Origin of the sequence: Tessaracoccus sp. OS52, from assembly GCF_020687685.1 — a bacterium.
GTDB lineage: Bacteria > Actinomycetota > Actinomycetes > Propionibacteriales > Propionibacteriaceae > Arachnia.
Map to the genome: position 1 here is coordinate 521,899 of NZ_JAJEWM010000001.1, position 22,918 is coordinate 544,816.

Annotated in this window: 21 protein-coding genes; 15 read left to right on the forward strand and 6 right to left on the reverse strand. The window is 68.4% G+C overall.

Annotation, left to right across the window (positions count from 1 at the left end; all coding sequences use genetic code 11):
- Positions 1-7: 7 nt before the first annotated feature.
- Entirely contained in the window at positions 8-1,144 is a 1,137-nt protein-coding gene (locus LKO27_RS02355) for a glycosyltransferase family 1 protein (RefSeq protein WP_227735287.1), read from the reverse strand.
- Positions 1,145-1,499: 355 nt separating this feature from the next.
- A complete protein-coding gene (locus LKO27_RS02360; protein ID WP_227735288.1) occupies positions 1,500-2,345 on the reverse strand; it encodes a hypothetical protein in 846 nt (281 codons plus the stop codon).
- Here LKO27_RS02360 and LKO27_RS02365 point away from each other — a divergent pair.
- Genes LKO27_RS02365 through tsaD form a run of 5 tightly spaced genes read left to right on the forward strand, consistent with a single transcriptional unit; the run spans position 2,337 to position 6,979 of the window.
- Positions 2,337-3,854 carry a DEAD/DEAH box helicase gene (locus LKO27_RS02365; protein ID WP_227735289.1) on the forward strand — a complete coding sequence of 506 codons (1,518 nt, stop codon included), beginning with the start codon at positions 2,337-2,339 and terminating at the stop codon, positions 3,852-3,854. The genes LKO27_RS02360 and LKO27_RS02365 overlap by 9 nt on opposite strands.
- Positions 3,855-3,877: 23 nt before the next feature.
- Positions 3,878-4,801, forward strand: a complete 924-nt coding sequence (tsaE, locus tag LKO27_RS02370) for a tRNA (adenosine(37)-N6)-threonylcarbamoyltransferase complex ATPase subunit type 1 TsaE (RefSeq protein ID WP_227735290.1) — start codon at positions 3,878-3,880, stop codon at positions 4,799-4,801.
- Positions 4,798-5,442 carry a tRNA (adenosine(37)-N6)-threonylcarbamoyltransferase complex dimerization subunit type 1 TsaB gene (tsaB, locus tag LKO27_RS02375; protein ID WP_227735291.1) on the forward strand — a complete coding sequence of 215 codons (645 nt, stop codon included), beginning with the start codon at positions 4,798-4,800 and terminating at the stop codon, positions 5,440-5,442. The genes tsaE and tsaB overlap by 4 nt, the downstream gene beginning before the upstream one ends.
- Positions 5,439-5,939, forward strand: coding sequence for a GNAT family N-acetyltransferase (locus LKO27_RS02380; RefSeq protein WP_227735292.1), 501 nt, complete (start codon positions 5,439-5,441; stop codon positions 5,937-5,939). The genes tsaB and LKO27_RS02380 overlap by 4 nt, the downstream gene beginning before the upstream one ends.
- The gene (gene tsaD / locus LKO27_RS02385; RefSeq protein WP_227735293.1) at positions 5,936-6,979 is read left to right on the forward strand and encodes a tRNA (adenosine(37)-N6)-threonylcarbamoyltransferase complex transferase subunit TsaD; all 1,044 of its coding nucleotides are present in this window, start codon (positions 5,936-5,938) and stop codon (positions 6,977-6,979) included. Before LKO27_RS02380 ends, tsaD begins: the two co-directional genes overlap by 4 nt.
- A 100-nt stretch (positions 6,980-7,079) precedes the next feature.
- Here the strand turns inward: tsaD and LKO27_RS02390 are convergent, their stop codons facing one another.
- A complete protein-coding gene (locus tag LKO27_RS02390) occupies positions 7,080-7,448 on the reverse strand; it encodes an RNA-binding S4 domain-containing protein (RefSeq protein WP_227735294.1) in 369 nt (122 codons plus the stop codon).
- A gap of 48 nt (positions 7,449-7,496) precedes the next feature.
- On the opposite strand from LKO27_RS02390, the gene LKO27_RS02395 reads away from it, so the two are divergent.
- The 7 genes from LKO27_RS02395 (at position 7,497) to groL (ending at position 17,294) form a co-directional block, all read left to right on the forward strand.
- Positions 7,497-8,645, forward strand: a complete 1,149-nt coding sequence (locus LKO27_RS02395) for a class I SAM-dependent methyltransferase (protein ID WP_227735295.1) — start codon at positions 7,497-7,499, stop codon at positions 8,643-8,645.
- A 158-nt stretch (positions 8,646-8,803) separates the two neighbouring features.
- Positions 8,804-10,690, forward strand: coding sequence for an ABC transporter substrate-binding protein (locus LKO27_RS02400; RefSeq protein WP_227735296.1), 1,887 nt, complete (start codon positions 8,804-8,806; stop codon positions 10,688-10,690).
- 177 nt (positions 10,691-10,867) lie between these two features.
- Complete coding sequence (locus LKO27_RS02405) at positions 10,868-12,388, forward strand: ABC transporter permease (protein ID WP_227735297.1); 1,521 nt, start codon at positions 10,868-10,870, stop codon at positions 12,386-12,388.
- Positions 12,385-13,389: an ABC transporter permease gene (locus LKO27_RS02410; protein WP_227735298.1), complete on the forward strand. Its 1,005-nt coding sequence runs from the start codon at positions 12,385-12,387 to the stop codon at positions 13,387-13,389. Before LKO27_RS02405 ends, LKO27_RS02410 begins: the two co-directional genes overlap by 4 nt.
- 11 nt (positions 13,390-13,400) lie before the next feature.
- Positions 13,401-15,131 carry an ABC transporter ATP-binding protein gene (locus tag LKO27_RS02415; RefSeq protein ID WP_227735299.1) on the forward strand — a complete coding sequence of 577 codons (1,731 nt, stop codon included), beginning with the start codon at positions 13,401-13,403 and terminating at the stop codon, positions 15,129-15,131.
- A gap of 259 nt (positions 15,132-15,390) precedes the next feature.
- Positions 15,391-15,687, forward strand: coding sequence for a co-chaperone GroES (gene groES, locus LKO27_RS02420; RefSeq protein WP_227735300.1), 297 nt, complete (start codon positions 15,391-15,393; stop codon positions 15,685-15,687).
- A gap of 11 nt (positions 15,688-15,698) precedes the next feature.
- Positions 15,699-17,294: a chaperonin GroEL gene (groL, locus tag LKO27_RS02425; protein ID WP_227735301.1), complete on the forward strand. Its 1,596-nt coding sequence runs from the start codon at positions 15,699-15,701 to the stop codon at positions 17,292-17,294.
- A gap of 63 nt (positions 17,295-17,357) precedes the next feature.
- On the opposite strand, the gene LKO27_RS02430 is transcribed toward groL, so the two are convergent.
- From LKO27_RS02430 to LKO27_RS02440, 3 genes are all read right to left on the reverse strand, one after another.
- The gene (locus LKO27_RS02430) at positions 17,358-18,707 is read right to left on the reverse strand and encodes an exo-beta-N-acetylmuramidase NamZ domain-containing protein (protein ID WP_227735302.1); all 1,350 of its coding nucleotides are present in this window, start codon (positions 18,705-18,707) and stop codon (positions 17,358-17,360) included.
- Between the two features lie 159 nt (positions 18,708-18,866).
- Positions 18,867-19,499, reverse strand: a complete 633-nt coding sequence (locus LKO27_RS02435; RefSeq protein WP_227735303.1) for a hypothetical protein — start codon at positions 19,497-19,499, stop codon at positions 18,867-18,869.
- A complete protein-coding gene (locus tag LKO27_RS02440) occupies positions 19,496-19,831 on the reverse strand; it encodes a PadR family transcriptional regulator (RefSeq protein ID WP_227735304.1) in 336 nt (111 codons plus the stop codon). The genes LKO27_RS02435 and LKO27_RS02440 overlap by 4 nt, the downstream gene beginning before the upstream one ends.
- Before the next feature lie 148 nt (positions 19,832-19,979).
- On the opposite strand from LKO27_RS02440, the gene guaB reads away from it, so the two are divergent.
- Genes guaB through LKO27_RS02455 form a run of 3 tightly spaced genes read left to right on the forward strand, consistent with a single transcriptional unit; the run spans position 19,980 to position 22,918 of the window.
- Positions 19,980-21,497 (forward strand): IMP dehydrogenase, encoded by a 1,518-nt coding sequence (gene guaB / locus LKO27_RS02445; RefSeq protein WP_227735305.1) that lies wholly within the window; start codon positions 19,980-19,982, stop codon positions 21,495-21,497.
- 12 nt (positions 21,498-21,509) lie between these two features.
- Positions 21,510-22,613, forward strand: coding sequence for a GuaB3 family IMP dehydrogenase-related protein (locus LKO27_RS02450; protein WP_227735306.1), 1,104 nt, complete (start codon positions 21,510-21,512; stop codon positions 22,611-22,613).
- Between the two features lie 2 nt (positions 22,614-22,615).
- Positions 22,616-22,918: a chorismate mutase gene (locus LKO27_RS02455; protein ID WP_227735307.1), complete on the forward strand. Its 303-nt coding sequence runs from the start codon at positions 22,616-22,618 to the stop codon at positions 22,916-22,918.

The window sequence follows — 22,918 nt, forward strand, 5'->3', positions numbered from 1 at the left end:
AGGAGACTCAGGCTGCCAGCAGCCGGCGCCGCACCGAGAGGCGGATGGCCTCCTCGTAGTGCACCACCAACGCGGCGCAGACGTTGTCCCAGGTACGGTCGAGGGTGGACTGACGGGCGGCCAGACCGAACGCGCGTCGCTTCGCGTCGTCACCGATGAGGTCGATGACGTGGCTGCGCATTCCAGCCAGATCCCCGGGCTTGTACAGCCACCCCGTTCGGGACTGGTCAACCAGGTCGATGGGGCCGCCCCGGTGCGGTGCGATCACCGGGACCCCCGACGCCTTGGCCTCCTGGATGGCCTGACAGAACGTCTCCAGCTCTCCGGGGTGGACGAACAGGTCCAGGGAGGCCAGCGCGGTGGCGAGTTCCTCACCGTCGAGCTGTCCCATGAACTTGGCGGTGGGTAGCAGTTGCTCCAGTTGCGCGCGCAGTGGGCCGTCGCCGATGATCACGGTCCGCGTGCCGGGTAGATCCGCGAGGGCCGCCAGGTCCTCCACCTGCTTCTCGCTGGCCAGACGGCCCATGTAGCCGATCAGACGTTCCCCGCCCGGCGCCAGCCTGGCACGAAGTCGCCGGGAACGCTTGGCCGGATGGAAACGGACAGAGTCGACGCCACGGCCCCAGACGCCGACGCGCGGGATGTCCTGCGACAGCAGCTGTTCGCGCGCGAACGTCGACGGCGCGAAGTTGAGCGTGGCGAGCGAGTGGACCTGGCGCAGGTGGTGCCAGAACAGGGGTTCCAGCTGCGGGAAGCCGTAACGGGACACGTAGGAGGCCACCTCGGTCTGGTAGATCCCCACCATCGGGATCCCGAGCTTTGCCGTGGCCGTCGCCGCCTTGTAGCCGACGACGAACGGTGCGGCAAGGTGCACGACGTCGGGGTTGAACGCCGCCAGGATTCGTTCGATGCTGAACGACGGAGTGGTCACCACCCGGACGACCTCGTAGCCGGGAAGACCGATCGAGCTGACGGCGTGGACGGGGAACCCGCGGTAGTGGGTGGGCGTCCGGTTGCCGTCGGCGGGGGCGATCACCATCGCTTGGTGCCCGTGGTCGTGGAGATGGTCCAGGATCCGCAGGACGGAGTTGGTCACGCCATTGACCTGCGGGAGGAAGGATTCGGCCACGATTGCGACTCGCACGACTCCGAGTCTAGTCGGGCGGGTAACCACCCGGGGTGGGGCGAACAAACGTCGGGTGAACACCAGATGACGATGAGGGTCACGTTGGGTGCACCCGGTGGAGGGGACCGCCTCAGTGGCAGTTTGGGCGGGAGGGTCGCGACGGGGTAGGATGTACAGGTCTGCCACTTCTGGCAGTCGCGAACCGATCTGGCTCGGTTTCGAATTCTCCCGGGTTCGGACTCCTGCTCCGCCCCAGCCAGCACCCAAGCGACGTGCCCCCTTGCGGCACGTCCATCGGCCGTCTTGTAGTTGATTTCCCGTGATGTGACGAGACGCGCCGTGCCCAACGCAAACCCGTTGTTGGGCCCGCCTCTCACCGCGAAGGAAGCAACACATCATGGCTATGCCCAACAAGAAAGTCGCCAAGTCCCACAAGGTGGACGGCACCCCCAAGAAGCGCTGGAGCGCAGCAGAGCGCGCCGCCAAGGGGCACGGTCCCCGCACCCGTGGCGGTCAGCGTGAAGTGGCCAAGCGCTCCTTCGCCACCCGTGACGACCGCGGCGAGCGCAGCACCGGCTCCGAGGACCGCGGAGCCAGCCGCAGCGACCGCACCCCAGACCGTGGAACCGGCTTCCGTCGCGACGACCGTGGCAGCCGCGACTCCGGACGCGAGGACCGTGGTGGCGAGCGCCGCAGCTTCACCCGGGACGACCGGTTCAAGCGCGATGACCGTCCCGCCCGTGACGACCGTCGCCCCTTCAACCGCGATGACCGTGGTCCGGCTCGTGACGACCGGCGTCCGTTCAACCGCGATGATCGCGGTCCGGCGCGTGACGACCGGCGTCCGTTCAACCGTGATGACCGCGGTCCGGCGCGTGACGACCGGCGTCCGTTCAACCGTGATGACCGCGGTCCGGCGCGTGACGACCGGCGTCCGTTCAACCGTGATGACCGTCCCGCCCGTGACGACCGTCGCCCCTTCAACCGCGATGACCGCGGCTCCGACCGCCGCTCGTTCAACCGCGACGATCGTGGTCCCGCTCGTGATGACCGGCGTCCGTTCAACCGTGATGACCGTCCCGCCCGTGACGACCGTCGCCCCTTCAACCGTGACGACCGTCCCGCCCGCGACGACCGTCGGCCGTTCAACCGTGACGATCGTCCCAGCAAGTGGGGCGAGGCCGGCGACCGCTCCGAGCGTCCCCGCAACGTGCGCCACTTCACGGAGGGCACCGGCGAGCGCCGTGACCGACGCGGTCCTGCCCGCGACTTCAGCGACCACGCCCCCCGCAAGCACCACAGCGAGCGCAGCTCCTGGCGTGAATCGGCCCCGCGTGACCACGACGGCGGATCACCCGAGTCCGACCAGATGAGCTGGCAGGCGGCCGAGGCCGTGGACCTCCAGGTCTCCGAGGCCGACGCGGCCTCCGGCTTCGCCGAGCTCGGCGTCGCGCTCCCGATCGTCGCCGCAATGGCCTCCAAGGGCATCACCGAGCCGTTCCCGATCCAGACAGCGACCATCGCCGACGCCGTCGCAGGCCGCGACGTCCTGGGCCGCGGTCGTACGGGCTCGGGCAAGACGCTCGCGTTCGGTCTGCCGCTGCTGACCCGCCTGGCTGCGGGTGACGCCGTCGGTTCGCCGCGCGCGTTGATCATGACGCCGACCCGCGAGCTGGCCCTCCAGATCGCAGACAACCTCTCGCCGCTGGCCGCGGCCGTGCAGCTCGACCTCACGCTGATCGCGGGCGGCATGCCGTACGGTCCCCAGATCCGGGCCTTCGAGCGCGGCGTCGACATCGTCGTGGCCACGCCCGGCCGTCTGATCGACCTGCTCGAGCAGGGTGCCGCAGACCTCTCGCAGGTCCAGATCACCGTCCTCGATGAGGCCGACCACATGAGCGACCTCGGGTTCCTGCCCGACGTCCAGACGATCCTCGACGCGGTCCCCGCGGACGGCCAGCGACTGCTGTTCTCCGCCACGCTCGACGGGGCCGTCGGCAAGATCGTGCGCAAGTACCTGCACGACCCGGTCACGCACGAGGTCGACTCCGGCCAGGCGTCGGTGACGACGATGACGCACCACTTCCTGGAACTGGCGCCCCACCACAAGAACGCCATCACCGCCGAGATCGCCAACCGCGAGGGCAAGAGCCTGATCTTCGCCCGCACCCAGATGGGTGCCGACCGCATCGCCGGCCAGCTCCGCGACGCCGGTGTGCTCGCCGGGGCCCTGCACGGTGGCCTGACCCAGGGTGCTCGTGCCCGCGTGCTCGCGGCCTTCAAGGAGGACACAGTCCGGGTCCTTGTGGCAACCGACGTCGCGGCCCGCGGCATCCACGTCGACGACGTCTCGCTCGTGCTCCAGGTGGATCCGCCGATGGGCCCGAAGGACTACCTCCACCGTGCAGGACGCACCGCCCGCGCGGGGGAGAGCGGTTCCGTCGTCAGCATCGTGCTGCCGCACCAGCGCAACCAGGTCCGCCGCATCGCGGACCAGGCGGGCGTGCGCGCGACGCCGCTGCAGGTCCATCCCGGCAGCGTCGAACTCCGCGAGGCCACGGGTGCCCGGATCCCGTCCGACACCCCGATTCCCGAGGCGGACTACCTGGCCATCATCGCCCCGAAGCAGCAGCAGCGCCGCGCCCCCAAGCGCGGTGGCTACGGCGGCCACGGCGGCGGCGGACAGGGCGGATTCCGTCGTGGGGGACGCCGTCGCGACCACCGCTGAGGCGGGGATAGAATCGCTTCCCTATGATCGCTTCCTCCGAGGCGTCCCTCCGGCTGGCCGCCGAGGGGGACGCCACCCAGATGTTGCGCGTGATCCGTTCCGCGTTCGCCGCCCGGCGGCCGGTGGATCCGCCTGCCGAGGCACTCTCCGACACCGTCGATGACATCGTCGTCGCGCTGCGGGAGGGCCTCGGCGTTTGCCTTGAGATCGACGGCGAACTCGCAGCCTGCCTACTGATCAAGGTGACCGACGGCGTGGCGACGCTGAGGCGGGTCAGCGTGCTGCCGGAACACTCCGGCAGCGGGCTGGCGCACCGCCTCGTCGAGGGAGCCGCGACCCTGGCCGCCGAGGAGGGCTGTCACACCGTCGAACTCCTCACCCGGCGGGAGTTCCCCGAACTGCTGACGTGGTGGCAGCGCCATGGTTTCCGCGTGGCGCGCGAGACGGAAGTCGGCTACATCCTTTCTCGCCCCCTGCCCATCAGCCTGCGCGTGCCCACGGCCGAGGCGATGCAGGAGTTGGGACGCAGGATCGCCGGGCTGCTCCGCAAGGGCGACGTCATCATCGCCTCGGGTGACCTGGGGGCTGGGAAGACCACCCTGGCGCAGGGGATCGGGCAGGGACTTGGTGTCTCCGGGCAGGTCACCTCACCCACGTTCATCATCTCCCGGGTCCACGAGTCGCTGAACGCCGGCCCGGCCTTCGTGCACGTCGACGCCTACCGGCTGGGAGGCGGCGCCGAACTGGCGGACATCGACCTCGACCAGTCCCTCCTGGACTCGGTCACGATGGTCGAGTGGGGCGAGGGCATGGCCGAATGGCTCTCCGAGGACCGGCTGGAGATCACCATCGAGAGGGGCTCCGCCGACGATGCCCGCACCGTCCTGCTCGACGGCGTCGGGCAGCGTTGGGCCGGGGCACTGGAACCACTGCGGGAGCTGCGATGACCTGGACCCTGGCCATAGACACCTCCTTCCACGTCGCGGCGGGACTGGCCCGCGACGGCGTCCCGGTCGGAGCCACCGTCATCAAGGACACCCGTGCGCACGGTGAGGCCCTCATGCCCGCGGTGAGCGCACTGTGCGCGGCCCACGATGTGGCGCTGACAAGCCTAGACGAGTTCGTCGTCGGCATGGGGCCGGGACCGTTCACCGGGCTTCGCGTGGGCGTCGCGGCCGCCTGGACCCTCGCCGCCCTGGCCGCGAAGGATCCCCGCGGCGTGTGCTCGTTGGACGCCGTCGCACTGCAGTGGTCCGACGCGCCATCGGAGTTCGTCATCGCCTCCGACGCCCGCCGCCACGAGCTGTACTGGGCGCACTACCGCGACGGGGCACGCGTGGGCCAGCCAAGGGTCACCGCACCCGAGGAACTACCGGACCTGCCCGTCGCCGGCGCGGTCCCCGAGAACTTCCGGTCCAGGGTCCGGTTCGCCGACGGGGGCCCCACCGAGCTGGACCCCGCAGTCCTGGCTGCGCGCTGGACGGAACTGGTCCCCGCCGGGGACGAGCCCTACTACCTGCGACCGGCCGACGCCACCGTCGGTGGACCGCCCAAGTCCGCGCTCCCGCGATTGCGGGTGAAGCGATGATCGTCGAGGCGGCAGTCGCCTCGGACCTGGCAGGTCTGGTGGCGCTGGAGCAGTGGTTCCCCGAGCGCGAGCGGTGGAGCGAGCAGTTGTGGGCCGAGGAGTTGGCCGCCCAGGACCGGTTCGTGCTGGTTTCCCGCGTGGACGAGGACGGCGCCCCCCACCGGGTGGTGGGAGCCGCCACCTTCCAGTGCGTCGGGGACACCGCGGACCTGCACCGGGTGGTGGTTGCCGATGGCTACCGGCGGCGCGGTTTCGCACGAGTGATGCTGCTGGCGGGACTGCACTGGGCCAAGCAGTCCGGTGCGTCCCGGATGGTGCTGGAGGTCAGGCAGGACAACGAGGTGGCGATCGCGTTCTACCGGACCTACGGCTTCCGGGACATCGGCGTTCGGCGCGACTACTACGCGGCAGGCGCCAACGCGTTGGTGATGGAGTTGCCCCTGCAGGGGCTGGACCTGGACGCCATCGGCCTCTGGGGAATGGAGGCAGCGAAATGAGCGGACCGCTCGTGCTCGGCATCGAGTCCTCCTGCGACGAGACCGGCGTCGGCATCGTCCGGGGCCGGGAGTTGCTGGCCAACGAGGTCGCCAGTTCAGTGGATCTGCACGTCAGGTTCGGCGGCGTCGTGCCGGAAGTCGCCAGCCGCGCACACCTGTCAGCCATCATCCCGACGCTGCACCGCGCGGCCGAGGTGGCCGACGTCGACCTCGCCGACGTCGACGCCGTGGCGGTGACCGCCGGACCCGGACTCATGGGAGCACTGCTGGTGGGGATCTCCTCGGCCAAGGCGCTCGCTGCCTACCTGGGCAAGCCCCTCTACGGTGTCAACCACCTCGTCGGCCACGTCGCGGTGGACCTGCTGGACCACGGCGAGCTGCCGATGCCCAGCACCGCCCTGCTCGTCTCGGGCGGTCACACCTCGCTGCTGCACGTGAACGACATCGCCACAGACATCACGGAGGTGGGTTCCACCATCGACGACGCCGCGGGCGAGGCCTACGACAAGGTGGCCCGCCTGCTGGGGCTGTCCTACCCGGGTGGACCGGTCATCGACAAGCTCGCGGCCGAAGGCGATCCCTTGGCCATCCGGTTCCCAAGGGGACTGACCGCCCGCCATGACCTGGAGAGGCACCGCTTCGACTTCAGCTTCTCCGGCCTGAAGACAGCCGTCGCCCGCTGGGTGGAGCAGCGTCGGCTCGACGGCCTCGACGTCCCGGTCGCCGACGTGGCCGCCAGCTTCCAGGAGGCGGTCTGCGACGTGCTCACGGCCAAGGCCGTCGACGCCGCGCGTCACCACGGCACGAGGACGATCCTGCTGGGCGGGGGAGTGGCTGCGAACTCGCGTCTGCGCACTCTCCTCCAGGAGCGCGCTAACGCCGCAGGGATCGAGCTGCGCCGTCCGCGCCCCGCGCTGTGCACGGACAACGGCGCGATGGTCGCCGCCGTCGGCTCGGAGGTGGTCCTGGCCGGGCTGGCGCCGTCGCGTCCGGACTTCGGAGCGAACTCCGGACTGCCGGTGTCGACGATCGTCGTCTGATCCGCGGACGCCAACTCGGCGTGTCGTGGACGGCTCGCGTCCACGACACGCCGAGTTCGCGTCCTGGAATCCCACCCCCGAAGCAAGCGCGCCCGGAGGCTCAGTCCAAGGGGTCCACGTGGCCCATCAACCTGTCGATGGCGCGACGGTCGCGCTTGGTGGGGCGGCCCGCGCCGCGGTCACGCCTCGCCACCGGGTTCGCGAGGTGCGCCGGGCGCTCCGGGGAGAGGTCCCGGTATGCCTTGACCGCCACCGGTGCACCGACGCGCTTGCTCAGCAACTCCACGATCTCGAACTCCCGGACCCAACCCGGTTCCTTGACGCTCACCCGGTCCCCGGCCTTCACGACGTGGGCAGGCTTCACCGGATCGCCGTTCAGGCGGACGTGGCCGCCCTTGACGGCGTTGGTTGCCAGGGAGCGGGTCTTGAACAACCGCACCGACCACAGCCAAACGTCCAGCCTTGTCACGTCGACCTCCTCGTCGCAACAGGTTACAGGGGCACTACCTTGGAGGGCGTGGACATCCTCTCGCCGCAGGGCCGGGCCGCGCTCGAGGCGGCCAGCGCCGAGCCGGACCCGACGTCGGTGGGCGCGGGCGAGCGCATGCGAAGGCAGTTCCCGCCGGAACTCGCTGCCGACGCCCTCACCCAGGTGTCCCTGCGACGGCGAGCCAAGCAGAAACTGCCACGTGCTGGTGAGATGTTCCTGACCTCGACCGGGCTCGAGCAGGCCACCAGGTGGAACGTCGCCCAGTGGCGGGCCCGGATCTTCGCGGGCGCCGGGGTGCGGGAGGTGTGGGACCTGGGGTGCGGGCTGGGAGCCGACACCATGGCGTTCGCCGACGCAGGGCTGGAGGCCCACGGCGTCGAGGCGGACCCGCTCACTGCATCCTTCGCGACGGCGAACCTCGCGCTGGTCGGCGGCCCGGCCGTCGTCCAGGGACTGGCCGAGGAGATCGAGGTCCCCGAGGGTGCGGGCGTATTTCTGGACCCGGCCCGCCGCACCGCTCGTGGCCGCACCTGGGACGTCGGCGACTTCACTCCGCCCTGGTCGGTGGTTACGGGATACCTCTCGGGTCCCCATTTCACCTGCGTGAAGCTGGGCCCAGGGCTGCCCAAGGAACTGATCCCCGACGGCGTGGCCGCCACGTGGGTGTCCGACGGCGGATCGGTGGTGGAGGTGTCGCTGTGGAACCGGCGGCCTCCCGGCCGCAGCGCCGTGGTGTCCCCGCGCTCAGGAGGTGCCCCGATCGAGCTCAGGGCACCGGAAGCGCTCCGCGAACTGCCGGTGGCCGACGTCGGGAGGTACCTGATCGAGCCGGACAACGCCGTCGTGCGGTCCGGTCTGGTCACCGAGATCGCTCCCGATCATGACTTGTGGCTGCTGGACCCCCACATCGCCTACCTCTCCAGCGACGAGCCGCTCGAGAGTCCATTGGCGCAGTGCTTCGAGGTGACCGCGGTGCTGCCCCACGACCTGAAGGCGATCCGCACCCACCTGCGGGACAACCGGATCGGCAACCTCGAGATCAAATTGCGGGGGATCGACGTCGACCCGGCCGAACTTCGTCGGCGGCTGAAACCCCACGGTCCGGGGATTGCCACGCTGATCCTTTCGAGGACCCCTCGCGGTGCCGTCGCGGTGATGGCGCGCAGGGTGACCTGAAAACGGTTCCCGAGGCCCCTCGGAGCGTGGAAAAGGCCACTTTTGGGTAACGATCTGGTGTCTTAGGCCCTCGTTGACCCCATTGGCCACAAATCCAGACTATTGTCCCGGTCATTGAGCCCAATGTTGGGCATGTCGGACCACGACGAGGAGAAAGAATGAAGTTCAGGAGATCAGGCGCGGCCCTGGGCCTTGTGCTGAGCAGCGCGCTGCTGCTCGGAGCTTGCACCAGCGAGACGCCCGAGGAAGATCCCACCACCGACCCAAGTGCCACTGCTGAAACCACTGAGGAAACCACCGAGGACGCCACGACGGAGCCGAGCGAGGGCGAGAGCCCCGACGCCTCCGAGGGCGCCGCCGGCTGCCTCCAGGACGTGGGCATCAGCGACACCGCTGAGGGCCAGGTGGCCGTCACCGTCGGTCCCGGCTCGTGGAGCGGTTACAACTCCGTCACGAGCAAGACGTACTCGACGTACAACAACGCCGTCTCCGACCAGATGTTCTCCGGATTCGTCTACTTCGGCACCGACGGCTCCATCTGCGAGAACACCGAGTTCGGCACCCTTGAGGTCGTCTCCGAGGACCCGCTGCAGGTCAAGTACACGATCAGTGATGACGCCGTGTGGTCCGATGGCACCCCGGTCACCATCAACGACTACCTGATGGACTACGCCAGCCAGAACCCCGAGTGGCTCGTGCCCGGCTACGCCAGTGGCGAGGACCTGGAAGCCGTGGCCGTCTTCGACCACGTCAGCACCAGCTTCGCAGCCGACGCCCCGGATGGCCCGGTGGGCGAGGTGGGCGCCAAGGAGTTCACGGTCACCTTCGAGAAGAAGAACCCTGACTACCGCATCATCATCACCTCTGCGCTCCCGTCCCACGTCGTCGCCGAACAGGCCGGCCTGGAGCCGGAGGCCTTCGCGCAGGCCATCCTCGACAAGGATGCCGAGACCGTGAAGCAGGCGGCTGACTTCTGGAACACCGGTTGGGCCTTCAACCCGGGCGAACTGCCCGACGAGGCGCTCATCCCCTCCAGCGGCCCCTACAAGATCAAGGCCGGAGGCTGGGAGGAGACCGCACTCACCCTGACCGCCAACGAGAGCTACTGGGGCACCCCCGCGGGCACCCAGGACCTGATCTTCCGCTTCATCGAGGACGCCGCGATGTCCCAGGCGCTCCAGAACGGTGACGTCCAGGCCATCGAGCCCCAGCCCACGGTCGACACCCTGGCCCAACTCCAGGCGATCGGCTCGTCCGTGACCGTCGAGAGCTTCGCCCAGCTCACCTGGGAGCACCTCGACTTCAACTTCCGCGACACCAGCGCCTTCTCCGAGTCGCAGGGCGGCCTCGCCCTCCGCGAAGCCTTCGCGCTGTGCGTTCCCCGCCAGGGAATCGTCGACTCGCTGGTCAAGCCCGTCGATCCGGCCGCCGAAGTCATGAATGCCCGCGAGGTGTTCCCCTTCCAGGACAACTACGACGAGGTCGTCTCGACCGCCTACGACGGTCGCTACGACGCGGTCGACATCGAGGCCTCCAAGGCCAAGGTCGCCGAGTCCGGCGTCACCACCCCCGTCACGGTCCGCCTCGGCTACCGTGCGGGCAACCAGCGTCGCACTGAGACGGTGGCTGCCATCGCGGCATCCTGCAAGGAAGCCGGCTTCGACGTCCAGGACACCGCGGCCGAGGACTTCTTCGAGGTCGCGCTGCCCAACGGTGACTACGAAGTCGCGCTGTTCGCCTGGGCCGGCTCCGGCCAGATCGCCTCGGGTGAGAACATCTACGCGACCAACCTGCCGCAGAACTACGGCGAATACTCCAACCCTGAGGTCGACGAGGCCTGGACCACCCTGGCCACGAGCCTGGATCCCGAGGTCCACGCGGAGCAGGTCAAGGTCATCGAGAAGCTGCTGTGGGACGACCTGTTCGGCATCCCGCTGTACGCCCACCCTGGTGTTGCAGCCTGGGACGCACGACTCCAGAACGTGCGCCCGACCGCAGCCCAGAACGGGATCAGCTGGAACGCAAGCCAGTGGGTCCTCAACTGAGGCTCGCTGAGCCGCGGTACTAGGTGAGAAACAGTTTGGGGCGGGTGGCCTCCGTGGCCACCCGCCCCAAGCGTGTTCAAGGCACCGTGACGTTCGATACAGGCTCGTACCCTATGCTGGGGGCGCTCGGTGCGGGCTCGACGACGTCGTCCGGGCAGAACTATGTAAGGACCATTCGTGATCAAATTCATCGCCAAGCGGCTCGGGATCTCCACCATGATCCTGCTGCTGGGTTCAGTGCTGCTCTACGTGCTGACCGTGAACTCCGGGGATCCGCTCGAGGACCTGCGCGAGTCCAACGCGCCCAACCGTGAGAACCTGATCCGGCAGCGGACCGCGAACATGCAGCTGGACGTGCCGTGGTGGCTGCGGTACTTCAACTGGCTCCGCGGTGCGCTGGGGTGCTTCGTGGGACAGTGCGACCTGGGCACCAACGCCTCCGGGCAGGACGTGACCAACCTCGTCGCACAGGCGGCCGGGTCCACACTGCGCCTGGTGGTGCTCGCCACGCTGCTCGCCATCGTGATCGGCGTCGCTCTCGGAGTGATCAGCGCCGTGCGCCAGTACAGCGGCTTCGACTACGCCACCACGCTGATGGCGTTCGTGTTCTTCTCCCTGCCCGTCTTCTGGGCCGCGGTGCTGCTGAAGCACTACGCAGCCATCGAGTTCAACAACTGGATAGTTGAGGCGGCATTCAGTCCCGCGACGATCATCATCGCCGCTGTCCTGGGCGCCTTCGTCGTCCAGGCCGCCATGGGCGGTGACGTCAGGCGACGCCTCATCACCGCTGGCGCCACTGCCGTCGTCCTCGCGGGCCTCATGTTCTACTTCGACGCCGTGACCTGGTTCCGGCGTCCCGCGATCGGGTTGCCGATCTTCATCCTCGCGGTGCTCGGGGCTGGGGTGGTCGTGGTCACCATGAGCTCCGGTTTCGGGAACAAGCGGGTCCGCAACGCCGTCGGCGTCACCGCGCTCGCGGCGATCGTCGGTTACGCGGTGGTGCGGGGGAACCTGATGACCGACCCAAGCACCCTGAAGTTGTTCCTTTGCCTCCTGGCCGCCGTCGTGATCGCCGTGGTGGCGGGTATCGCACTGGGCGGGTTCTCCCGCAAGCAGGCGGTCTCCTCGTCGCTGATCCTGGCCGCCATCGCATCCCTGCTCGCGCTGGCGGACCTGCTGCTCAGCAACTGGGCCGGCTACCTCCAGCAGATGCCCCGCCCCATTCCGACGATCGGTGCGGCGAGCCCGAACTTCACGTCCTCCTACTGGGGCCACTTCATCGACGCGCTCACCCACCTGCTGCTGCCCACGATCGTCCTGACGCTGATCTCCATCGCCGGCTACACCCGTTACACCCGGGCGTCGATGCTGGACGTGCTGAACCAGGACTACATCCGCACGGCGCGCTCCAAGGGCATCTCGGAGCGCAAGGTGATCACCCGGCACGCCCTGCGCAACTCCCTGATCCCGCTGGCCACCATCATCGCGTTCGACTTCGCGGCCCTCATCGCCGGCGCCGTCGTGACCGAGAGCGTCTTCGGCTGGCAGGGCATGGGCAACCTCTTCCGGGTGGGCCTGTTGCAGGTGGACCCGGCGCCCGTCATGGGCTTCTACGTCGTGACCGGCACAGCCGCGGTGGTCATGAACATGTTGGCGGACATCGCCTACGCGGCGCTTGACCCGAGGATCACCCGATGAGCAACGACAACCAGAACCTGCCCCCCATCAACGCGGACGAGCCGGACAAGGTGGACGCCACCGCGGCGTTGCTCACCGTCGAGGAGGACCTCGAGGGCAAGACCGACAAGTCCTACTCCCAGGGTGCGCTGGTGCTCCGGCGCTTCGTCCGGCACCGTGCGGCGATGATCGCCCTGGTGCTGCTGCTGCTCGTGGTGCTCATGGCGTTCACCTCGATCGGCATCGGCCCCATCCCCGGCTGGTGGCCGAAGGACTACACGAGCCTCTACCCGCCCGTCAACAGCGGGCAGCCGACGCTGACGCTTTGGCCCTTCTCCATCGGCGAGCACCCGCTCGGACAGGACACCATCGGCAAGGACTACTTCGCGCAGGTGATGCGTGGTACCCAGATCTCGCTGTTCATCGCCTTCACCGTGGGCCTGCTGGCCACGTTCATAGGCACCGTCATCGGAGCGGCGGCCGGTTACGTCCGGGGCCTCATCGAGGCCTTCCTGATGCGCATGACTGACCTGTTCATCATCATCCCGACGCTGGTCCTGGCCGCCGTGCTGGGCCAGATGGCCTCCCGCGCGGGCGTCTGGGCGCTCGCCGTCGTCCTCGGGCTGGTGTCCTGGACCGGCCTCGCGCGGCTGGTGCGTGCGGAGGTGCTCTCGCTGCGGGAGCGTGAGTTCGTCGCCGCAGCGCGCGCCATCGGAACCCCCACCCGCCGCATCATCGTGCGCCACATCCTGCCCAACGCACTGGGCACCATCGTGGTCAACGCCACGCTGCTGATCGCGGCCGCGATCCTGACCGAGACCGCGCTGTCGTTCCTCGGATTCGGCGTCCAGCCCCCGGACACCTCGCTCGGACTGCTGATCTCGCAGTACCAGAACGCGCTCACCACCAGGCCCTGGCTGTTCTGGTGGCCCGGCGTCGTGATCCTCACCATCGCGCTGTGCGTCAACTTCATCGGCGACGGCCTCCGCGATGCCTTCGACCCGCGCCAGCAGATGGACTGAGGTACAACCAAATGAAACACGAATCCACTTACGACGCCGAGACCGACCCGGTCCTCCAGTTCCGCGGACTGAACGTCGACTTCAGGACCGAGTTCGGCGTCGTGCACGCCGTCAAGGGCCTGGACATGAAGGTGATGCCCGGGGAGGTCGTCGCCCTGGTGGGCGAGTCCGGTTCAGGCAAGTCGGTCACCGCCACCACGGCGCTCGGCCTGCTGCCGTCCAACGCCCGGATCGGCGGCGAGACCCAGGTCGCCGACAAGGTGATCAACGACCTGTCCGAGCGTGGCCTGCGGGCCATCCGCGGGCGTCGCGTCGCCATGGTGTTCCAGGAGCCCATGACCGCGTTGAACCCGGTCATCCGCATCGGTGAGCAACTCACCGAGGCGATGGAGGTGCACGGGATCGCCCATGGCAGCGAGGCCTGGGCTCGCGCCGTCGACCTGCTCAACGCCGTCGGCATCCCGGGCGCCGAGCGTCGCGCCAAGCAGTTCCCGCACGAACTCTCCGGCGGCATGCGCCAGCGCGTCGTCATCGCGATGGCGCTGGCCTGCGATCCGGAGGTGATCATCGCCGACGAGCCCACCACCGCCCTCGACGTGACCGTGCAGGCAGACATCCTGGATCTGCTGCGCTCGCTGAAGGACAAGCTCAACACCGGCATCCTGCTGATCACCCACAACATGGGGGTGGTGGCGGACATGGCTGATCGGGTGGCCGTCATGTTCAAGGGCGACATCGTCGAGCGCGGCGACGTCGGCGAGGTGCTGCTCAACCCGCAGCACCCCTACACCAAGCGCCTGCTGGATGCCGTCCCGCACCTCGGGGAAGGGCACGGGCAGTTCGGCGGCTCGCCGCACCCCGTGGAGGCGAACGCGGAACCGGCGCTCGAGGTCAACAACGTCATCATCGAGTACCACCGCGCGGGCAAGAAGCCGTTTCGCGCGGTCGATGACGTCTCCTTCGACGTCCGCCGCGGCGAGATCGTGGGGCTGGTGGGGGAGTCGGGTTCCGGCAAGTCCACCATCGGCCGCGCGGTGCTGGGCCTCATCCCCACCCACGGTGGCAGCGTCCGCGTGCTCGGTGAGGACGCGCTGGCCAGCAAGGGCAATGGTGCGATGGCGCTGCGCCGGCGGATCGGCATCATCTTCCAGGATCCGGCGGCGTCCCTGAACCCGCGGCTCCCGGTTGGCGACGTCATCGCCGAGCCCATGAGCGTGCACCGCCTCGGCGGCGGCCGCAAGGCTCAGCAGCAGAAGGTCCTTGAACTGCTGGAAGCCGTCCAGCTGCCCAAGAGCGCCTACAACCGCTACCCGCACGAGCTCTCGGGGGGCCAGCGGCAGCGCGTGTCCATCGCCCGGGCACTGTCCCTGCGGCCGGACCTGCTGATCGCCGACGAGCCCACCTCGGCACTCGACGTCTCGGTGCAGGCCTCGGTGCTGGAGATGCTGATCAACCTGCAACGCGACTTCGGATTCGCCTGCCTGTTCATCTCCCACGACCTCGCCGTCATCGACGCCCTCGCGCACCGTGTGGTCGTGATGCAGTACGGCAAGGTCGTGGAGAAGGGCGACCGTGCCGACGTGCTGCTGAAACCCAAGGAGGAGTACACCAGGCGGCTCCTCGCCGCGGCTCCCGTACCGGACCCGTTCGAGCAGAAGCGGCGCCGCGACGAGCGGCACGCGCTGCTGGCGGAACTCGGCGACGAGGTGGCCGAGATCGACACGCGCGAGCTGCACTTCTGAGCGACGGTCAACGACTCGACATCCTCGCCCGCGCCTCGCGGGCGAGGATGATCGCATTGCACAGGATCATCCGCGGGTAGATCTGCCTGCCGATTCGTGTCTGGCACTCGGCTTGCCTGAGTGCTAATTGGGGTATAGCTTGGGGATTGGCACTCGACCCCGTCGGGTGCCAACGCCCGGGCGGCACCGCGACGACGTCCGGACACTCACCTTAGACACTGATCCGGCACCGCCGGGTATACACAGAAAGGGGTTTGACGTGGCAAGCACGATCAAGCCGCTCGAGGACCGCGTCCTCGTCGAGCCGCTGGAGGCTGAGCAGACCACCGCTTCCGGTCTGGTCATTCCGGACACCGCCAAGGAGAAGCCCCAGGAGGGGCGCGTCGTGGCCACCGGTCCCGGCCGCATCGATGACAAGGGCAACCGCGTCCCGCTGGACGTCGCCGAGGGCGACGTCGTCATCTTCTCCAAGTACGGCGGCACCGAGGTCAAGTACGACGGCAAGGAGCTCCTGCTCCTCAACGCCCGCGACATCCTCGCCGTAGTCACCAAGTAAGGAACCACCACATGCCAAAGATCCTGCAGTTCGACGAGGAAGCGCGCCGCTCGCTCGAGCGTGGCGTCGACGCCCTCGCCAACACTGTCAAGGTGACCCTCGGCCCGAAGGGACGCTACGTCGTCCTGGACAAGAAGTGGGGCGCCCCCACCATCACCAACGACGGCGTCACCGTCGCCAAGGAGGTGGAGCTCGACGATCCCTACGAGGATCTCGGCGCCCAGCTGGCCAAGGAAGTCGCCACCAAGACCAACGATGTTGCCGGTGACGGCACCACCACCGCCACCGTGCTGGCCCAGGCCCTCGTCCACGAGGGTCTGCGCGCCGTCACCGCCGGCGGCAACCCGGTGGGGCTGAAGCGGGGAATCGACAAGGCCGTTGAGGCCGTCGTCGAGCGTCTCCGTGAGAACGCCCGCCCCGTCGACACCACCGACGACATGGCCTCGGTGGCCACCATCTCCTCGCGCGACGAGCAGATCGGTGCGCTCATCGCCGACGCCTTCGACAAGGTCGGCAAGGACGGCGTCATCACCGTCGACGAGTCCCAGACCTTCGGGACGGAGCTCGAGTTCACCGAGGGCATGCAGTTCGACAAGGGTTACCTGTCGCCCTACATGGTCACCGACGCCGACCGCATGGAGGCCGTGCTAGAGGACCCCTACATCCTGATCCACTCCGGCAAGGTGTCGTCGATGAACGACCTCCTGCCGCTGCTGGAGAAGGTCATCGGGGCCAAGGGCACGCTGTTCATCGTGGCCGAGGACGTCGAGGGTGAGGCTCTCAGCACCCTCGTGGTCAACAAGATCCGCGGCACCTTCACCTCCGTCGCCGTCAAGGCGCCGGCGTTCGGTGACCGTCGCAAGGCCATGCTCGAGGACATCGCCATCCTCACCGGTGGCCAGGTCGTCGCTGCCGAGGTCGGCCTCAAGCTCGACCAGGTGGGCCTCGAGGTGCTCGGCCGCGCTCGTCGCGTCGTCGTCACCAAGGACAACACCACCATCGTCGACGGCGCCGGCGAGCACTCCGAGGTGCAGGGCCGCGTGGCCCAGCTCACCGCCGAGATCGCCCGCACCGATTCGGACTGGGATCGCGAGAAGCTCCAGGAGCGGGTCGCGAAGCTGGCCGGTGGCGTGTGCGTGATCAAGGTCGGCGCCGCCACTGAGGTGGAGTTGAAGGAGAAGAAGCACCGCATCGAGGACGCCGTCTCGGCCACTCGTGCAGCCATCGAGGAGGGCATCGTCGCCGGTGGCGGCTCCGCCCTAATCCATGCCGGCAAGGTGCTCGACGGTGACCTCGGTCTCGAAGGGGACGAGAAGGTCGGCGTCTCCATCGTGCGCAAGTCGCTCGCGGAGCCGCTCCGCTGGATCGCGGAGAACGGTGGCGAGGCCGGCTACGTCATCACCTCGAAGGTGGCGGAGATGGAGCCGGGTCACGGTTACAACGCCCGCATCGGCGAGTACCAGAACCTCATCGAGCACGGAGTCATCGACCCCGTCAAGGTGACCCGTTCGGCTCTGGCCAACGCTGCCTCCATCGCCTCCCTGCTGCTCACCACCGAGACCCTCGTGGTGGACAAGCCGGAAGAGCAGGACGAGCACAAGCACTGATTCGCCCAAGCACAGCGAAGCCCCGGAGCCGTTTGGCCCCGGGGCTTTGCCGTTGCTCGTCGCTCAGTAGATGCGGTACTGCTGGGCCATCGCGTCGAACGCTGCCAGCTCGGCCTCCCAGCCGGCGACGATCGTCTCGGCGTCCACGCCGGCGTCGAGCTGTGCACGGACATCCTTCGTCCCGCTCAGGTTGTCGATCCAGCAGGTCTGCGCCATGGTCCGGCAGTTTGCGCCCTCCCGCCAGTCCACCTCCTCGACGTTGTCGAACAGCGCCTCGAGGATGTGGATTCCGGTGCGCACCGATTCGTACGCTGCGGGGTCGGTGATGTGGACCTGGACGCCTCCGGAGAACCTCCCGGCATGCTTGGAGGTGCTTGGGGTGGCGTACATGGGGCGGAACCGTACGCCCGGCAGCTCGCGTGAGTTGAGGTCAGCCACGAGGGCGTTGACTTCGGCCTCATCGATGAACGGGGCGCCGAACCAGAGGAAGGGGGTCGTGGTCCCACGGCCCTCGGAGACGTTGACCGACTCGATCAGGCCCGTGCCGGAGTACACCCAGGCGGTCTCCAGCGTCGGGATGTTCGGCGAGGGCAGTACCCATTCCAGACCGTAGCCATCTGCGAAGAACTGGTCGTTGTACTTGGTCATCTCGACCACCTCAAGGTCCACGGGCGTCGCCAGGAACTCCCCGTTGAAAAGTTGCGCCAGCTCGCCCGCGGTCAGGCCGTGGCGCTGGGGGATAGCCTTGAGCCCCACGAACGTCGAGAGCGACTCGTCGAGCACGTATCCCTCGGAATCCGGTCCGAGCGGGTTCGGCCTGTCCAGGACGATGAACTCCTTGCCCTGTTCGGCGGCCGCCTCCATGGCGTAGTACATGGTCCAGATGTAGGTGTAGAACCTGGTGCCGATGTCCTGGATGTCGAAGACCAGCACGTCGACGTCGGCCAGCATCTCCGGGCTGGGCTTGCGGGTGGCGCCGTAGAGCGAGTAGACCGGCAGGCCGGTGGTCTCGTCGATGTAGGTGGGGATGTAGGCGCCGGCGGGTTCCGCACCCCGGACCCCGTGCTCCGGCCCGTAGAGGGCGGTGAGTTCGTAGCCGCCCCGTTCCTCGTTGGCGATCAGGAGGTCGATCGTGGAGACCAGCTCACGGTCCACCCCGGTGGGATTGGTGATCAGCCCCACACGCTTGCCCTCCAGGAGACCCAGCTCGGTGCTGAGCAGCCGTTCGACGCCGAGTTCGACCTGGGGGCCGCGGGCCGGCCTCCCCGGGTCCTTCTCGACGACCGCACCCGCCTCGGCCACCGCCGCCTGCGGCACGGCCTGCGGGGCCGGCGGTTCATAGGACAGCGCGGCTGACAGCGCCAGGGCTGTGGTGGCGGACAGGGCCACGGCTGATCTGATGAAGTTACCCATGATGCATCCTTGCGTCGGGTTCCGCACGCCCGTGAGGCGTTGCGTCATGCCTCAATTGCAGCGGCGCAACCACGGGCGTGGTCCTCCCCGGGGAGGGGAGGACCAGCGGAATGTAACAAGCACCGGGTCCACTCCGGCGCGTCCGCGCACTCCGAGTGGTCAGATGCCCGTCGGACGCCTCCGCGCCGCGCGTGCCAGCCGGATGGTGGCCCAGACCACGAACGCCAGGTACGCGACGGCCGCGATGAGCAGGATGATCCCGATGACGGGCATGCCCTCGTCGGCGGGCGAGCACCCCACGCCCTCGCAGGAGGAGGTGCGGAACGCCACGAGCCCGGAGAGCGCCATGCCGATGGTGAACAGCGGCATGGTTCCCCACGACAGGCCGCCCAGAAGCTTCTCCCGCGAGTTCCAGCGCGGGGCGGTGGTCAGGAAGAACATGCCCGCGAGCCACATCGGCACCGAGAGGAACCAAGCGGGGAAGATCAGCCCCGACCCCACGAGCAGCAGCGCCGCAGCAGTCTCCCTGACACCGTTGCCGTCGGTGGTGACCGGGGGAACCCCGGAGGCGGTGCCGCCGGCCGCGTCCACCAGTTCCGACGGCGAGCCGAGCCGGTCCAGGACCTGCCGGACCTGCGAGTCGCCGGGCTGGTCGTCCAGAGCATCGACCAGGTGTGCCTGGATGTCGGCGAGCAGCTCGTCGGCCTGCTCGCGTGGGAGCCTGCCCGCTTCGTGGCGGAGTCGCATCAGGTAGTCGGTGACCAAGGGGTGCGCGAGTGCGGTCATCATCATCCTTGCCTTCCTGTCAGGATGTGGTCCACGGAACGCTTGAACTCGTCCCAGGACTGGTGGAACTCGGCCAGCGCGTGGTGCCCGGCCGATGAGAGGGAGTAGTAGCGACGGGGGGGTCCGGCGGGCGACTCCGCCCAACTGGTCTGGACCAGACCATCCTTGCGCAGCCGGCTCAGGAGGGGGTAGATGGTGCCCTCGCTGGCCAGCAGGCCTGCCTCCGAGAGCTCGGTCACCAGATCGTAGCCGTAGCGCTCATCGTTGCGGAGGAGAGCCAGGACGCAGTACTCGAGGACTCCTCTGCGGAGTTGGGTGACTGCCTGTGTTGCTGCCATGTATCACAAGGTACCTGATCAGTACCTTGTGGCGCAAGGGACATCGCGAAGTCGCTGTGGAAGGTTTCGCCCGTGGCGAGCATGGTCGGGCGGGCCCCTGGGCCGGAGGTAGACTTCTGTCCTGTCCGACCGGGAGGAGACCCCTATTTTGTCCGCGCTCACTGGCTCCGGTGTCCCAGGCCCTTTCGAGGCTCTCGGGCTCACCTTCGATGACGTCCTCCTCCAGCCGAACGAATCCGACGTCATCCCGTCCGAGGCTCTGACCCAGACCCAGTTCAGCAAGCGGATCACACTCAGCATCCCGCTCGTCAGTGCCGCCATGGACACGGTCACGGAGACCCGCATGGCCATCGCCATGGCACGTGAGGGCGGCATGGGGATCCTGCACCGCAACCTCTCGATCGAGGACCAGGCCCACATGGTGGACCAGGTGAAGCGTTCGGAGGCGGGCATGGTCACCGAGCCGATCACCATCGGCCCCGACGCCACGTTGCGCGAGGTGGACGAACTTTGTGCCAGCTACCGGATCTCCGGCGTCCCCGTCGTCGACGAGCAGGGCTCGCTCGTCGGCATCATCACCAACCGAGACCTGCGCTTCGAGAACGACGGCGGACGCCGCGTCGCCGAGGTGATGACCAGGATGCCCCTGGTCACCGCTCCCGAGGGCATCTCCAACGCCGACGCGATCTCGCTGCTGGCCAAGCACAAGATCGAGAAGCTCCCCATCGTGGACCCGGACGGGAAGCTGAAGGGCCTCATCACCCTGAAGGACTTCGTCAAGGCAGACCAGTACCCCAACGCCACCAAGGACTCCTCCGGACGGCTGCGCGTCGGCGCCGCCATCGGCTTCTTCGGTGACTCCTGGGAGCGGGCCATGGCGCTCGTGGAGGAGGGTGTGGACGCCATCATCGTCGACACCGCCCATGGCCACAGCCGCGGTGTAGTGGACATGATCCGCCGGTTGAAGGCTGAGCCACTGGCCAGCGAGGTCGACATCATCGGCGGCAACGTCGCCACCTACGAAGGGGCGCGCGCCATCGTCGAGGCCGGCGCCGACGGCGTCAAGGTTGGTGTGGGTCCCGGTTCGATCTGCACCACCCGCGTAGTGGCTGGCGTCGGCGTTCCGCAGGTCACGGCAATCTACGACGCCGCCCGCGCCTGCAAGCCCGCCGGCGTCCCGTTGATCGGCGACGGCGGACTCCAGTACTCCGGCGACATCGCCAAGGCGTTGGTCGCCGGCGCCTCCTCGGTGATGCTCGGCTCCCTCCTGGCCGGTTGCGACGAGAGCCCGGGAGACCTGGTGTTCATCAACGGCAAGCAGTTCAAGTCCTACCGGGGCATGGGCTCGCTCGGTGCCATGGCCGCCCGCGGGCGGAAGGCGTCCTACTCCAAGGACCGCTACTTCCAGGGCGACGTCTCCAGTGACGACAAGCTGATCCCCGAGGGCATCGAGGGCCAGGTGGCCTACCGGGGTCCGCTCTCGGCAGTCGCCTACCAACTCGTGGGTGGCGTGCGGCAGGCCATGTTCTACTCCGGCGCCCGCACCGTGCCCGAACTGCAGGAAAGGGGTCGGTTCGTGCGCATCACCTCGGCAGGTCTGCGAGAATCCCATCCGCACGACATTCAGCTCACTGCCGAGGCGCCCAACTACTGGGCGCACAACTAGGAGACACGATCCATGTACGAGCTTGGACGCAGCAAGCGCGCCAGCCGCGCCTACGCCTTCGACGACGTGGCCATCGCGCCGGCCAGGCGCACCCGTGGCGAGGCGGAGGTCGACCTCTCCTGGACCATCGACGCCGTGACCTTCGAGGCCCCGCTCGTGGCGGCTCCGATGGACTCGGTCATGTCGCCCGCCACCGCCATCAGGATGGGGCAGCTCGGCGGCCTCGGGGTGCTGAACCTGGAGGGTCTGTGGACCCGCTATGAGGACCCGACCAGCCAGTACGAGCAGCTGACCGCCACGATGGACCAGGTCACGGCCACCAAGCGCATGCAGCAGATCTACGCCGAACCGGTGAAGGCTGAGCTCATCGAAGCCCGCTTGGCCGAGATCCGCGAGGCGGGCGTTCCGGTGGCCGGGGCGCTGTCGCCGGCTCGCACAGAGCAGTTCGCCGACGTGATCCAGCGTTCCGCCATGGACTTCTTCGTGATTCGCGGCACCACCGTGTCGGCCGAGCACGTCGACGGCGCGGAGAACCCACTGAACCTGAAGGATTTCATCTACCGGCTGGACACCCCGGTGCTGGTCGGCGGCTGCGCCACCTACCGCATGGCCCTGCACCTGATGCGAGCCGGTGCCGCCGGCGTGCTCGTCGGCTTCGGCGGGGGAGCGACCCACACCACACGCTCGGTCCTCGGTATCGAGGTCCCGATGGCCTCAGCGGTCGCCGACGTCGCCGAGGCAAGGCGTGACTACCTGGAGGAATCCGGTGGCCGCTACGTCCACCTCGTTGCCGACGGCGCCGTCGGGCGCTCCGGCGACATCGCCAAGGCAATCGCCTGCGGTGCCGACGCCGTGATGGTGGGCTCCCCGCTGGCGCGTGCCACGGAGGCACCGGGCCGCGGCTGGCACTGGGGCCCGGAGGCCTGGCACGAGACCCTGCCGCGCGGTGAGCGGGTCTTCTTCGACCAGGTGGGTTCCTTCGAGGAGGTCGTCAACGGGCCTTCCCACGTCCCCGACGGGACCATGAACCTGGTGGGCGGCCTGCGCAAGGCCATGGCGCTCACCGGGTACACCGACGTGAAGTCCTTCCAGCGCATCGACCTGATCCTGCACTGAGCATGGACCAGAACCAGGCTCGCGAGGCGCTGGCCGAACTGCGCGGCAGCATCGACAACATGGACTCGGCTCTGGTCCACCTGCTGGCGGAGCGTTTCAAGATCACCCAGCGCGTGGGAAGGCTGAAGGCTGCCGCGGGGCTGCCCCCAGCGGACCCGGAGCGCGAGGCGCAGCAGATCCGTCGGCTCCGGGCCCTCGCCGTCGAGGCCGAGCTGGACCCCGAACTGGCCGAGAAGTTCCTGAACTTCATCGTTGCCGAGGTGGTCCGACACCACGAGCAGATCGCCCGCGAACAGGGGGAGTGA